The organism is Achromobacter pestifer (assembly GCF_902859625.1).
In the GTDB taxonomy this organism is placed as follows: Bacteria; Pseudomonadota; Gammaproteobacteria; order Burkholderiales; family Burkholderiaceae_B; genus Achromobacter; species Achromobacter pestifer.
On the sequence record NZ_CADIJX010000007.1, the window covers coordinates 189,178 to 202,269 of the forward strand.

The following is a 13,092-nucleotide window of genomic DNA, read 5'->3' on the forward strand; positions in this document are numbered from 1 at the left end:
GTTAGGCCAGGATGGCGGGCAGATCAGAGACGGCCAGGAACACTTCGTCGGGGCCGCGTTCGCGCAGGGCGTCCACATGGTTATAACCCCAGGCGACGGAACCCACTTGCACGCCTGCTTTGCGGGCGGCGTCGACATCGCGCATTTCGTCCCCCACCAGCAGGAAGCGTTCGGGGTTGATCTCGTGCCGGCGCATCAGGCGGTCGATCTTGGCGGACTTGCCGAACAGGTCGGTGCCGCATTCGTAGTCGTCGAACAGCGCGGCGACATCCGGGCCCAGCACGCGCTGCACGTTTTCGATGGAGTTGGAACTGATCACCGCCATCCGCAATCCGCCAGCTTTCAGCCGCGCAAGCACGTCTGGGATGCCGTCGAACAGATGCACGCTGGGATCAATGTCCTGCATCAACGTGCGCACGTGAGTCATGATCGCCGGCAGCTTCCACAGCGGGATACCCAGGTACTTCAGGATCTCGGAAGCTTCGCGGTGGCGCAGTTGTTCGCGTTCCGACAGGTCGATTTTTCGGAAGCCGTATTTATCGGCCACCGTGTTCAGGATGGAATTGAACCAAGGCATGGTGTCCGCCAGGGTTCCGTCAAAGTCAAAAGCTGCGATGTCGTATTTCAAGTATGCGATCCGTTAGCCGGCTGTGGCGTGGCAACTAGCCGTTGGGGTGAAGCAGATAGTGGACAACCGGGGCCAGGGCCTCCAGCGGCGGTGCGCTGGCCACGACGCGCGCGGCGTTGGTCCACGGGTAATCAAGCGCCAGCAGCCAGCCGAACACGGCGGCCATGTCGCCCGGCGGGAGCGTCACCATGGTTTCGATGGTGATGGTCAGGTCCGTCGCGCGGTAAGGCTCGGCCTGGAATGTCCAATCGTACCGGCCGCAGCCCACGCGCACGTTGCCGCTGGCCTTTTCGGTCATGGCCACGATCCAGTCGCACTGGTAATCCGGCAGACAGGCGCCAGATTCGGGCCGCGACAGGTAGAACGTGTAGACGTTGTCGTAGGTCTGGCCGAACTTGCGCACCAGCGTGTCGGCGATGGCCGCCAAGCCGTGCGATTCGGGAGGAAAAGCGATGGCCTGCGTGCGCAGGGCCATTTTCAGCACGGCGTTGTCAGCGAAGGCGCGCGCCATGTAATGCGGGCGATTCTCGTCCTTGGCGTGAAAATAGTCGCGCAGTACGGACTCGGTGCTGGAAAGGGACGCTGAATCGGAGTTCATTGCGAAGGTTTCCGGTTGGGGGGTGACGGGGCGGCTTCAGGCTTTGATGGGATCGAACCACTTCGAGACGTTGGGTGCCTCGTAGATGGCGTAGCGGTCCAACATCACGGCGGGATCTTCTTCCACCACCAGCATGTCGCGGTGCTGGGGCCGGATGAACGCTTCGTCGACGGCATGGTCCACGAACTGCACCAGCGCATCGTAATACCCCGCGACGTTCAACAGGCCGCACGGCTTCTGGTGCATGTTCAATTGCGCCCAGGTCCAGACTTCAAAGAACTCCTCCAGCGTGCCCGCGCCGCCTGGCAGCGCGATGAAGCCGTCGGCCTTTTCGATCATCATGGCCTTGCGTTCGTGCATGTTCTGCACCAGGTGCAGTTCGGTCAGTCCGCGGTGGGCCTGTTCTTTTTTCAGCAGCAACTCGGGGATCACGCCGATCACGCGGCCGCCGCCGGCCAGCACTTCGTTGGCCACGACGCCCATGATGCCGACGACAGACCCGCCGTAGACCAACCCAAGGTCACGCTTGACCAGTTCGCGGGCCAGCACGCGGGCCTGCTCGATGTACTCCGGACGGGTGCCCGGATTCGAGCCGCAATACACGCAAATGTTCTTCAGAGTCATAAAAGGCTGGAGATTGCTTGTCCCGTTACTGATTGCGTCACGGGTATTTCAGGAAGCCGATAGTTTACGCAAGGTTTGCGCAGGCGTTTCCGTCACCCATGGCGGGGCCAATTTGGGGGCAGGAGCAATGTTTGGACACAGCATGATCCGCCACGCCCGGTAGACTGGGTTGTTCGGTACGACTGGAAATCCAGCGTCGTAGTGCTTTCACTAACCCGAGGAGCAACGATATGGAACACGCAACCCGATCCCCCCAAAAGGCAGACCGCCCTTTCAACATGGACGTGAAGGCCATCCGCGCCAAGGCTCGCCAGGACATTGAATCGGGCGCCGTCACGGACACCTACCGCGCCGACCGGCAGACGGTGCTGAAGTTGTTGAATGAAGCGCTGGCCACCGAAATCGTCTGTGTGCTGCGCTACAAGCGCCACTACTTCATGGCCCGCGGTCTGAACGCCGAACCGGTGGCGGCGGAATTCGCCGAACACGCCACGCAGGAACAGGACCACGCTGACCGCCTGGCCGAACGCATCGTCCAATTGGGCGGTGAGCCGAACCTGTCGCCCAAGGGGCTGCTGGATCGCAGCCATTCGGAATACGTCGAAGGCAGCACGCTGGAAGAAATGATCAAGGAAAACCTGATCGCCGAGCGCATCGCCATCGACAGCTACCGGCAGATGATCGACTACATCGGTGAACAGGATTCCACCACGCGCCGCATGCTGGAGGAGATCCTGGCGGTGGAAGAGGAACACGCCGACGACATGTCGGACTTCCTGGCGAAGTCCTGAGCGGCAGGGCCTGCCGTCGGCATCGCGGGGCGCGCAACCGCGCGCACCCCGTTTGCAGCGATCAGATCGCTTCGCCCCAAAGGTCGTATTCGTCCGACTCGGTGACGCGCACGCGCACCAGGTCGCCCGCCTTCAGGGGCTTGTCCGAACTGACGTAGACACAGCCGTCGATCTCGGGCGCATCGGCGCTGCTGCGGCCCACGGCGCCGTCTTCGTCCACTTCGTCGATCAGCACGTCGATCTCGCGGCCGACCTTGCGGGCCAGACGCGCGGTCGAGATCCCTTGCTGCAATTCCATGAAGCGTTCCCAGCGCTCTTGCTTGACGTCGTCAGGCACGGGATTGTCCAGCAGGTTCGCGGGTGCGCCTTCCACCGGCGAATACTGGAAACAGCCCACGCGGTCCAGCTGCGCTTCCTGCATCCAGTCCAGCAGGTACTGGAAGTCTTCCTCCGTTTCGCCGGGGAAGCCCACGATGAAGGTCGAGCGGATGGTCAGGTCGGGACAGATCTCGCGCCAGCGCTTGATGCGGGCCAGCGTTTTGTCCTCGAAGGCCGGGCGCTTCATGGCCTTCAGGATGCGCGGGCTGGCATGCTGGAACGGGATGTCCAGGTACGGCAGGATCTTGCCTTCCGCCATCAGCGGAATCACTTCGTCCACGTGCGGGTACGGGTACACATAGTGCAGGCGCGTCCAGATGCCCATTTCGGACAAGGCCAGACAGAGCTCGGTCATGCGGGTCTTGACCGGGCGGCCATTCCAGAAGCCGCTGCGGTACTTCACGTCCACGCCGTAGGCGCTGGTGTCTTGCGAGATCACCAGCATTTCCTTCACGCCGGCTTTGACCAGGCGTTCGGCTTCGCTCAGCACATCGCCCACCGGGCGGCTGACCAGGTCGCCGCGCATCGAGGGGATGATGCAGAAGCTGCACCGATGATTACAGCCTTCCGAGATCTTCAGGTAGGCGTAGTGGCGCGGCGTCAGCTTGATGCCTTGCGGCGGCACCAGATCCAGATAGGGATTGTGGTCCTTCTTGGGCGGCGCGGCGTCATGCACGGCGCGCACCACCTCTTCATATTGCTGGGGGCCTGTCACTGCCAGCACGCTGGGGTGCACTTTGCGAATGACCGATTCCTCGACGCCCATACAGCCCGTGACGATCACTTTGCCGTTTTCGGCCAGCGCTTCGCCGATGGCTTCCAGCGATTCCGCCTTGGCGCTATCGATGAATCCACAGGTGTTGACGACGACGACGTCCGCATCGTTGTATTCAGGCGTGACTTCGTACCCTTCGGTGCGCAGTTGGGTCAAGATGCGTTCGGAGTCGACCAGGGCTTTAGGACAGCCCAGGCTGACGAAGCCGACTTTGGGGGAAGACATGGAATACCTCGGTGGGCGCGAGCCGGCGCCAGTGATCAAAATCTGCGCAATTTTAGCGCGGCAGAGCGGGGGGCCGTTATTTTACCGGTAAGGAAGGGAAACGCTCTTCCTTGGATGCGTCCCTGAATAATTTCCGAATCGGGCAGGCGATTTATGGCGCCCCGCGCCGGTACAGCGCCAACGTGCCCGCCAAGCCGATCATCAGACTGCCGCAGACGCGGTTCAGCCAGCGCAGGCCGGAACCCTGGAAGGCACGCACCAACTGCGCGCCCAGCGTGGCATAGACCAGCATGGTCAGGGTATTGATCGTGGCCAGCACACAGGCCACGATGGCGTATTGCGTCAGCAGGGGCGCTTGTGGATCAATGAATTGGGGCAGGAAGGCCGACATGAACAACAGCGCCTTGGGGTTGGTCAGCGCCACCATGAAGCTGCGCATTCCCAGCGCCAAGCCGGCGGGCCGATCCGCGGCGGTCGTGCCTGAAGGCAGGATCAGCGCTGCGTCCGAGCGCAGCATCTTCCAGCCCAGATAGGCCAGATAGGCCGCGCCCACCCATTTGATGAGCTGGAAGGCGATTTCGGACGCCGCCAGCACAACGCCCAGGCCCGAGGCGACCGAGCCGACGAGAATCATGTCCGCCAAGACCGCGCCGGCCATCCCCCAGCCGGCGGCGCGCACGCCGTGGCGCGAGCCGTTGCTCATGGCCAGCAGGGTGGTGGGGCCCGGCGTCACGATGGCGACGGCCGAAGCCAGGATGAACAGCAGCAGCGTGGCGGTGGTCATGAAGAAAGCGCTCCCGGGGAGGGACAAGTTTGACGCGGCCAGGGCCATTCGTCCAGGTCCGGCTACCATATCGGTCTTATCCCTAGAATTCCCGCCATGTCCACGCGCTCTGACTCCCCCAATCTAGCCCCCCCGCTTTCCTCCGTTCTTCTTTCCAGCGCGGGGGTGGTCGAGGGCGTGCTGGACGGCCGTTCCCTGACGGACGCGCTGACCGACGTCAGCGCCGCCTTGCGTCCGGCCACCCAGGCCGTGTCGTTTCACGCGATGCGCTACCTGGGCTGGGCCGATGCCGTGGGCCGCGAGCTGGTTCAACGCTATCCCAGCGTGTTGTTTGAATCGCTGCTGCTGGTGTCGCTGACGTTGCTGAAAGAAGAAGGCGAGGCCGCCTCGGCCTTGCCGGGCATGCCGGTCTACGCGCCGCATACGGTGGTGGATCAGGCGGTGACGGCGGCCTCCAATACTCGCAGCCTGGCGTCTTTCAAGGGCATGCTCAACGCCTGCCTGCGCCGTTTCCTGCGCGAACGCGCGACGCTGGAAGCCGCGGTGGCCGACAGCCCCGAGGCGCAATGGAACCATCCTGGCTGGTGGGTCAAGCAACTGGGCCTGGCCTACCCGAAGCAATGGCGCGAGATCCTGGCCTCGGCCAACGTGCCGGCGCCGCTGACCCTGCGCGTCAACCGCCGTCGCGCCAGCCGCGAGCAGGTGCTGGCGGCTTTCCAGGATGCGGGCCTGTCGGCGGAACCCGTGGGGCAGGCCGGTCTGGTGCTGGGCAGCCCCAAGCCCGTGACCCAATTGCCCGGTTTCGCCGAAGGCTGGTGGTCGGTGCAGGATGCCGGCGCGCAACTGGCGGCTGAACTGCTGGCACCCGCCGACGGCATGCGCGTGCTGGATGCCTGCTCGGCGCCCGGCGGCAAGACGGCCCACCTGCTGGAACTGGCCGATATCGATCTGGTGGCATTGGACGCCGATGGCGAGCGCCTGGAACGGGTGGAGCAGAACCTGGACCGCCTGGGGCTGGCAAGCAGCCGTGTTCAGCTGCAAGCGGCCGACGCCTCCGATCTGGACGCCTGGTGGGACGGCAAGCCTTTTGACGCGGTGCTGGCGGACGTGCCCTGCACGGCCTCGGGCATCGTGCGCCGCCACCCTGACATCCGCTGGTTGCGCCGTGAAAACGATGTGCGCCGCACCGCTACGTTGCAGGCCAAGATCCTGGATTCTCTGTGGCAGACCGTGGCGCCGGGCGGCCGCCTGCTCTATGTGACCTGCTCGGTGTTCCCGATCGAAGGCGCGCGCCAGGCCCTGGAGTTCTTGCAACGTCACCCCGAGGCCCAGCGCCTGGACGCCCCGGGCCAGTTGTTGCCAGTTGCGGTCGATGCAACACCCGCGGCACAACATGACGGATTTTTCTACGCCTTGTTTGCCAAGCAGTCCTGAATCACCAAGAATAGGGGCATGACGGTGTTTCGGTGTCGTATGTCCATTATTTCGCGTTTATTTCTTGGGTTGTTGCTGGTATCTGCCTTGCTTTCATTGGTGCCGGGCGGCGACGTATATGGCGCCGAGCCGAAGGTCGTGCGGGTTGAACCCGTGGTGCGAGACGGCCGTCTGGAGATCGACGCGGACATCGAATTCGAGCTGAACCAGCAGTTGAGGGACGCCGCCCAGCGTGGTGTCCCGCTCTATTTCACCGCCGATCTCACCATGACACGCGAACGCTGGTGGTGGTTCGACAAGTCCCTGGTGGACACGTCGCGCACCTGGCGGGTCGTCTATAACGCTTTGACCCGCCAATGGCGCGCGGGGGTAGGCGAACTCTCCTTCCCGGTGGCGTCGTTGGACGACGCCATGAGCGTCATCCGTCATGTCCGCAATTGGCCGGTGGCCGACGCCGGGGATTTCGATGAAGGCGTGCTGTACGGCGGCCAGCTCCGGCTGCGCCTGGACACCTCGCTCTTGCCCCGGCCGTTCCAGGTGAACGCCTTGAATAGCAGCTCGTGGGCGCAGGGGACTCCCTGGACGGACTTCTCCTTCACGCTGAGCAGCAAGGAGAAAGATCCCTCATGAGGCTGTTGCTCCGGCTGGCCCTGATGGTGGGTGCCGTAAGCGGCCTGGCTTTGCTGGGTTTGCTGGCATGGTCCACGGGCAATGCCTCGCGTTTTGCACGCTACTACGACACCCTGCTGGTGCTGAACGGCATTTTCGCCCTGGCGCTGTTCATCTGGGTGGTGGCGCTGACGGTGCGCCTGGCCCGCCAGATCCGGCGCCGGCAGTTCGGTGCGCGCCTGACCGCCCGTTTTTCATTGGCTTTCGCCTTGATCGGTGTGGTGCCCGGGGCCCTGATCTACACCGTGTCGGTGCAGTTCATGTCGCGTTCCATCGAATCCTGGTTCAACGTGCGGGTGGACACGGCGCTGGAGGCGGGGCTGAACCTGGGCCGCGCCGCGCTGGATTCCCTGCTGGCCGACCTGGACGCGCGCGCGCGCTCCATGGCGATGGAACTGAACCGCAGCACCGACAGCGGCGTGATGCTTGCCCTGACCCGCCTGCGCGAGACCAACGGCGTGCAAGAGGCCATGGTGTTCACGGGCAGCGGGCGCATGGTGGCGTTTTCCACCAGCCAGTACGGGCAATTGCTGCCGGCGATGCCGCCGTCAACCGTCATGAACCAGCTGCGCCTGGCGCGCGGCTATTCGGCGGCCGAAGCGGATGACCCCGTCACGGCGGGCGCCGAAGGCGGGCTGCATCTGCGGGTGGTGATCCCGCTGACCGGCCCGGATCGCTACGACAACCTGCTGGGCGCGGCGTCCGAACCCCGCTGGCTGCAATTGCTGCAACCGGTGCCCGAACAGATCGCGCATAACGCCAATCTGGTGCAGCAGGGGTTCCGCGACTATCAAGAATTGGCGCTGTCCCGGCTGGGGCTGCGCAAGCTGTACGGCATCACATTGACGCTGGCGCTGCTGCTGGCCGCGTTCGGCGCGATCGCGGTGGCGCTGTCCTTGTCCAAGCGGCTGGTGCGTCCGCTCCTGAGTCTGGCCGGCGGCACGCAGGCCGTGGGCGTGGGCGACTACCGGCCCTTGCCCGAGCCCCCTGAGCGCGACGAAGTCGGTCAATTGACGCGCTCGTTCAACGCCATGACGCGACAGCTGGACGAAGCCCGGCGCATGGTCGAAAGCAATCGCCAGCAGTTGGAACGGTCCAACGTCTATCTGGAAAGCGTGCTCTCCAACCTGTCCTCCGGGGTGCTGGTGTTTGACGAGTCGTTCCGTGTCACGACGGTCAACCAGGGCGCGCAGACCATTCTGGGCGCGGATCTGCGCTCGGTGATCGGCCGGCCGCTGGAAACCGTGGACGGCATGCTGGAATTCGCCAACATCGTCCGCCAGGCCTTTTCCACCCACGCCGCCGTCGGGTCGGAACGCCAGCACTGGCAGCAGCAGTTCGAGATCAGCCCGGCGCAGGGCGACGCGCCCGCCCCGCCGCAGCCGCTGACCCTGTTGGCCCGCGGCACCCATCTGCGCGTGGACGGGCGGGGCAACGGCTACCTGGTGGTGTTTGATGACATCACCGAAGTGATTTCGGCCAACCGAACCGTGGCCTGGGGCGAAGTGGCCCGCCGGCTGGCGCACGAGATCAAGAACCCGCTGACCCCGATCCAGTTGTCGGCCGAGCGCCTGGCCATGAAGCTGGAAGGCAAGTTGCAGCCCGCCGAGGCGCAGATCGTCGAGCGTTCCACCAACACCATCGTCAATCAGGTGGCGTCGCTCAAGCAGATGGTGGACGACTTCCGCGAATACGCCCGCACGCCGCCGGCCGTCATGCAGCGCATCGACTTCAATGCGCTGGTGGCCGATGTGCTGTCCTTGTACGGCTGGGAGCCCGAGGGTGGCTCGTCCCGTCTGGCCGGCAAGGCTCTGAATCTGGACGTGAGCCTGGGGGCGGATTTGCCGGCGATCGAGGGCGACCCGACCCAATTGCGCCAAGTGATCCACAACCTGATGTCCAACGCCCGCGACGCGATCGCCGAGCTGGGCGGCGAGGGTCGGGTCAGTGTGACGACCCAGCTGATGCGTAGCGAACAGCCCGACAGGGCGGACCAGCAAGCATTGAGATTTACCGTTGCCGACACCGGGCCGGGTTTCCCGCCGCAGGTGATGCAGCGCGCGTTCGAGCCCTACGTAACCACCAAGTCCCACGGGACTGGGTTAGGATTGGCAATCGTACGCAAGATTGTGGAAGAGCACGGCGGACGGATCGACCTTGCCAACCGCAAGGAAGGAGGCGCGCGGATTTCCATCTTGTTGACCCGGTTGGCTCCCGGGGCAGATACTATGGACGCGACCGCGCAAGAAAAGGATAATGCGGCTACGCAATAGGTGGATGCTTTATGGCCAGAATTCTGGTGGTTGACGACGAAGTCGGTATACGCGAGCTTTTGTCGGAGATCCTTTACGACGAAGGACACACGGTCGAATTGGCCGAAAACGCGGCGCAAGCGCGCGCCGCACGCCTTCGCATGCGTCCTGATCTGGTGTTGCTGGACATTTGGATGCCCGACACCGATGGCGTGAGTTTGCTGAAGGAGTGGGGCTCGCAAGGCCTGCTCGACATGCCTGTGATCATGATGAGCGGCCACGCCACCATCGATACGGCGGTCGAGGCCACGCGCATAGGCGCCATGGATTTCCTGGAAAAACCCATCACGTTGCAACGTCTGCTGAAGACGGTGGCAGCGGGATTGGCGCGCGGGCGTGCCCCGCATCCGGCGCCGACCGCCGCGCATCCGGCGGCCTCCAGCGCCGCCGTGGCGCTGGAAGACGAGCTGGATCCTCCGGTCCTGACGGTGACGCCAGCCAACGAAGTGCCGGTCACGTCCAACGGCCAGCTGGGCAGCATTTCGCTCGACCAGCCGCTGCGCGAGGCCCGCGACGAATTCGAGCGCATCTATTTTGAATACCACCTGGTCCGCGAGAGCCACAGCATGACGCGCGTGTCCGAACGCACCGGGTTGGAACGCACCCACCTTTACCGCAAGCTCAAGCAATTGGGCATCGAATCGGCGCGCAAGCGCAGCACATGAAGATCCTGATCATGGGCGCTGGTCGCGTAGGCACCAGCGTGGCCGAAAACCTGGTGTCCGAAGAAAACGACATCACCGTGGTGGACTCCGATCCCACGCAGCTGCGGTACTTGCAAGAACACTTTGACCTGCGCGTCGTCCATGGAGACGGCTCGCAGGTATCGGTGCTGGAAGCCGCCGGCGCCGCCGACACCGACCTGTTCATCGCCTGTGCGGCGTCCGACACCGCCAATATGGTCGCGTGCAAGATCGCCCGCCAACTGTTCAACATCCCCCGGCGCATCGCCCGCATCCGCTCTGCCGAGTTTCCGGAACATCCGGAACTGATGAGCGAGGAAGGCTTCTGCATTGATGCGCTGATCAGCCCGGAACGTAGCGTCACCACCTATTTGCACAGCCTGATCGAGTTTCCAGAGGCCTTGCAGGTCGTGGAATTCGCCGAAGGACGTGTCTGTGTCGTGACCGTGCGGGTTGGGCATGGCAGCCCGATGGCGCATTCGTCCGTCGACAAGCTGCGCGATGTCTGGCCGGACGTGAAGGCGCGGGTGATCGACGTGCTGCGTGGCGGCCGCCCGTTGCGAGCCGGCAGTGGCACCGTCATCGCCCCGGGCGATGAGGTCGTGCTGGTGGTGGATTCGCGTGACGCGCGCCGTGCCGTGCGCCAGTTGCGCGATGCCGAACGCACCGTGCGCCGCGTGATGATCGCGGGCGGCGGCAACATCGGCCTGCGCCTGGCACGCCAGCTGGCCGAAGAAAAATACAGCGTTCGCATCATCGAACGTGACCTCAAGCGCTGCGAATACCTGGCGACGCAATTGCCCGACAGCGTGCTGGTCCTGCACGGCAGCGGCACGGACGAAGCCTTGCTGGAACGCGAGAACATTGAAGACATGGATACGTGGCTGGCGCTGACCAGCGACGACGAAGACAACATCATGTCCTCACTGCTGGCCAAGCGCCTGGGCGCCCGCAAGGTGATCGCGCTGATCAATCGCCAGGCTTATGGCGAATTGATGCAAGGCAGCCATATCGATATCGCCGTGTCGCCGTCACAGGCGACGATGAGCGAGCTGCTGCGCCACGTGCGTCGTGGCGATGTGGCCGCCGTGCACCGCCTGCGCCAGGGCGTGGCCGAGGCGCTGGAAGCCATCGCCCACGGTGACCGCTCAACCTCCAAGGTGGTGGGCCGGCCGGTGGGGCAGATCAGCTTGCCCAAGGGAGCCAGCATCGGCGCGCTGGTCCGGGGCGACGAAATCATCCTGCCGGACGCCGATACCGTGATTGAAACGGACGACCACGTCATTGTCTTCGTGCCCTCGCGCCGGCAAATGCCGCGCGTGGAAAAGCTGTTCCAAGTCTCGGCGTCATTCTTCTGATGCGCACCTTCCCCATGTCCCGCCGCGGGCCTCGCGCCGCCGGATAGGCTCCCATGAAGCGCGTTCTGGGCACTCTCTATATCCTGGGTCTGACCATGGTGATGTTCGCCCTCACCATGCTGATCCCATTGATCGTCGCTTATGTGGGCGGCGATGCGGCGCGTGGCGCCTTCCTGCACGGATTCCTGATTTCCGTGGGGATCGGGGGCGGGTTGGCGGCCCTGACCCGGCGCAGCCGTTGCGAATTGCGTGCGCGGGACGGCTTCGTACTGGTGTCGGCGGTGTGGGCGGGCCTGCCGCTGCTGGCATCCATTCCGCTGCTGATCTATTTCCATCGGGCGGGGCTGCCGCTGTCATTCACCAGCGCCTACTTTGAAGCCATGTCCGGCCTGACGACCACCGGCGCCACGGTGCTGACCAACCTGGACGCGCTGCCCGCGTCGATCAACCTGTGGCGCGCGACGCTGGTCTGGATTGGCGGCATGGGCATCCTGGTGCTGGCCGTGGCGATCTTGCCCCTGCTGGGGGTCGGCGGCCATCAGGTGGTGCGGGCCGAAACGCCGGGCCCCATGAAGGACGAACGCCTGACGCCGCGCATCGCCAGTACGGCCAAGGCCCTGTACGCGGTGTATTTCGTGTTTTCGATCCTGTGCTTCCTGGCCTACCGCGCGGTTGGGCTGTCCTGGTTTGAGGCCTGGTGCCACATGGCCACCACCATGGGGCTGGGCGGATTTTCGACCTGGGACGACGGTTTCGCCCACTTCGACTCGGTGGCCGTGGAAATGGTGGCGATGGTGTTCATGCTGATCGCCGGCATCAACTTCGCCACCCATTTCAACGCTTTCCGCCAGCGCAGCGCGCGCGCCTACTGGCGTTGCCCGGAAGCCGTGCCCTACCTGGTCATCGTGCTGGGGGTGGGACTGGTCATTTCCGTCTTCCTGTACGTGAAGGGCGTCTATGGTTCTCCGCTGGACGCGCTGCGCTATGGCATGTTCAACACCATTTCCATGGCCACCACCACGGGGTACGCCAATACCGACTTCGCGCAATGGCCCCTGTTTGCGCCGCTGACCATGCTGCTGCTGTCGGGCTTTGCCACGTCGGCGGGATCAACCGGGGGCGGGATCAAGATGATCCGGGCGATCCTGCTGGTCAAGCAGGCCCGCAATGAACTGGTGACGATGCTGCACCCCCACGCGGTCAGCCCCGTGCGGATCAACGGCCGGGCGGTGGAAGGCCGGACCATGTCGTCGGTGCTGGCGTTCATGCTGTTCTACGGGCTTTCCATCGCGGTGTTCACCAGCTTGTTGCTGCTGTCCGGGCTGGACCCGATCACGGCCTTCTCGGCCATTTTCGCCAGCATCAACAACACCGGGCCGGGTCTGGGCCCGGTCGGCCCCATGGGCAATTTCGCGGTGCTGTCCGATTTCCAGATCTGGGTGTGCACCTTCGCGATGCTGATCGGCCGACTGGAGCTGTTGACCGTCCTGGTGCTGTTCACGCCCATTTTCTGGCGCAAATAAGGGCCACCGGGCCCTTATATTCATAAGGGATAACCCTATAAAGGGTTATCCCGCCTCATCTCGAAAGCCGCATTCCGACTGCCATTCCGGCCGCCATGGGCCGCTAGGCCGCGCCATTTCTACGTTGTAAGCGCTTGCTCACTTTTCTTCAGAGGGCAAAACCGAATGCTTCGCGATGTTGCACATAAATGTCACGATTTTCAATCGTTTTGCCACAAACCTGCGGCTATCATGCGTTCACAAGCCGCCGTCTAGTGCCCCCCGGGAAGTTGCCGGGCTTCAAGGTCGAACGGCGCGTCCCCTCATCAAA

At 64.0% G+C, this 13,092-nt stretch carries 12 protein-coding genes; 7 read left to right on the plus strand and 5 right to left on the minus strand.

Annotated elements, in window-relative coordinates:
- Position 1 precedes the first annotated feature (1 nt).
- Genes HV753_RS24335 through HV753_RS24345 form a run of 3 tightly spaced genes read right to left on the minus strand, consistent with a single transcriptional unit; the run spans position 2 to position 1,850 of the window.
- The gene (locus HV753_RS24335) at positions 2 to 628 is read right to left on the minus strand and encodes an HAD hydrolase-like protein (RefSeq protein ID WP_175177151.1); all 627 of its coding nucleotides are present in this window, start codon (positions 626 to 628) and stop codon (positions 2 to 4) included.
- 34 nt (positions 629 to 662) lie between these two features.
- Complete coding sequence (locus HV753_RS24340) at positions 663 to 1,226, minus strand: hypothetical protein (RefSeq protein WP_175177152.1); 564 nt, start codon at positions 1,224 to 1,226, stop codon at positions 663 to 665.
- 36 nt (positions 1,227 to 1,262) lie between these two features.
- Positions 1,263 to 1,850 (minus strand): LOG family protein, encoded by a 588-nt coding sequence (locus HV753_RS24345; protein WP_175177153.1) that lies wholly within the window; start codon positions 1,848 to 1,850, stop codon positions 1,263 to 1,265.
- 230 nt (positions 1,851 to 2,080) lie between these two features.
- On the opposite strand from HV753_RS24345, the gene HV753_RS24350 reads away from it, so the two are divergent.
- A complete protein-coding gene (locus HV753_RS24350; RefSeq protein WP_175177154.1) occupies positions 2,081 to 2,641 on the plus strand; it encodes a ferritin-like domain-containing protein in 561 nt (186 codons plus the stop codon).
- A gap of 61 nt (positions 2,642 to 2,702) precedes the next feature.
- On the opposite strand, the gene rimO is transcribed toward HV753_RS24350, so the two are convergent.
- On the minus strand, positions 2,703 to 4,019 hold the full coding sequence (gene rimO / locus HV753_RS24355) for a 30S ribosomal protein S12 methylthiotransferase RimO (protein WP_175177155.1): 1,317 nt from the start codon (positions 4,017 to 4,019) through the stop codon (positions 2,703 to 2,705).
- A 151-nt stretch (positions 4,020 to 4,170) separates the two neighbouring features.
- Complete coding sequence (locus HV753_RS24360; RefSeq protein ID WP_175177156.1) at positions 4,171 to 4,803, minus strand: LysE family translocator; 633 nt, start codon at positions 4,801 to 4,803, stop codon at positions 4,171 to 4,173.
- A gap of 96 nt (positions 4,804 to 4,899) precedes the next feature.
- Between HV753_RS24360 and rsmB the strand changes: the two genes are divergently transcribed.
- Genes rsmB through HV753_RS24390 form a run of 6 tightly spaced genes read left to right on the plus strand, consistent with a single transcriptional unit; the run spans position 4,900 to position 12,782 of the window.
- On the plus strand, positions 4,900 to 6,237 hold the full coding sequence (gene rsmB, locus HV753_RS24365; protein ID WP_175177157.1) for a 16S rRNA (cytosine(967)-C(5))-methyltransferase RsmB: 1,338 nt from the start codon (positions 4,900 to 4,902) through the stop codon (positions 6,235 to 6,237).
- 39 nt (positions 6,238 to 6,276) lie between these two features.
- Complete coding sequence (locus tag HV753_RS24370) at positions 6,277 to 6,867, plus strand: DUF4390 domain-containing protein (RefSeq protein WP_425485927.1); 591 nt, start codon at positions 6,277 to 6,279, stop codon at positions 6,865 to 6,867.
- Positions 6,864 to 9,179 (plus strand): sensor histidine kinase, encoded by a 2,316-nt coding sequence (locus tag HV753_RS24375; protein ID WP_175177159.1) that lies wholly within the window; start codon positions 6,864 to 6,866, stop codon positions 9,177 to 9,179. Before HV753_RS24370 ends, HV753_RS24375 begins: the two co-directional genes overlap by 4 nt.
- A gap of 11 nt (positions 9,180 to 9,190) precedes the next feature.
- A complete protein-coding gene (locus tag HV753_RS24380; RefSeq protein WP_175177160.1) occupies positions 9,191 to 9,883 on the plus strand; it encodes a response regulator in 693 nt (230 codons plus the stop codon).
- Complete coding sequence (trkA, locus tag HV753_RS24385; protein WP_175177161.1) at positions 9,880 to 11,259, plus strand: Trk system potassium transporter TrkA; 1,380 nt, start codon at positions 9,880 to 9,882, stop codon at positions 11,257 to 11,259. Before HV753_RS24380 ends, trkA begins: the two co-directional genes overlap by 4 nt.
- Positions 11,260 to 11,312: 53 nt before the next feature.
- Positions 11,313 to 12,782: a TrkH family potassium uptake protein gene (locus tag HV753_RS24390; protein WP_175177162.1), complete on the plus strand. Its 1,470-nt coding sequence runs from the start codon at positions 11,313 to 11,315 to the stop codon at positions 12,780 to 12,782.
- Positions 12,783 to 13,092 lie beyond the last annotated feature (310 nt).

Excerpts from the sequence above, each read along its gene's own strand:
- HV753_RS24340 (WP_175177152.1), bottom strand. The coding sequence starts at position 1,226 with ATGAACTCCGATTCAGCGTCCCTTTCCAGCACCGAGTCCGTACTGCGC.
- HV753_RS24345 (WP_175177153.1), bottom strand. The coding sequence starts at position 1,850 with ATGACTCTGAAGAACATTTGCGTGTATTGCGGCTCGAATCCGGGCACC.
- HV753_RS24350 (WP_175177154.1), top strand. The coding sequence starts at position 2,081 with ATGGAACACGCAACCCGATCCCCCCAAAAGGCAGACCGCCCTTTCAAC.
- rimO (WP_175177155.1), bottom strand. The coding sequence starts at position 4,019 with ATGTCTTCCCCCAAAGTCGGCTTCGTCAGCCTGGGCTGTCCTAAAGCC.
- HV753_RS24360 (WP_175177156.1), bottom strand. The coding sequence starts at position 4,803 with ATGACCACCGCCACGCTGCTGCTGTTCATCCTGGCTTCGGCCGTCGCC.
- rsmB (WP_175177157.1), top strand. The coding sequence starts at position 4,900 with ATGTCCACGCGCTCTGACTCCCCCAATCTAGCCCCCCCGCTTTCCTCC.
- HV753_RS24370 (WP_425485927.1), top strand. The coding sequence starts at position 6,277 with ATGTCCATTATTTCGCGTTTATTTCTTGGGTTGTTGCTGGTATCTGCC.
- HV753_RS24375 (WP_175177159.1), top strand. The coding sequence starts at position 6,864 with ATGAGGCTGTTGCTCCGGCTGGCCCTGATGGTGGGTGCCGTAAGCGGC.
- HV753_RS24380 (WP_175177160.1), top strand. The coding sequence starts at position 9,191 with ATGGCCAGAATTCTGGTGGTTGACGACGAAGTCGGTATACGCGAGCTT.
- trkA (WP_175177161.1), top strand. The coding sequence starts at position 9,880 with ATGAAGATCCTGATCATGGGCGCTGGTCGCGTAGGCACCAGCGTGGCC.
- HV753_RS24390 (WP_175177162.1), top strand. The coding sequence starts at position 11,313 with ATGAAGCGCGTTCTGGGCACTCTCTATATCCTGGGTCTGACCATGGTG.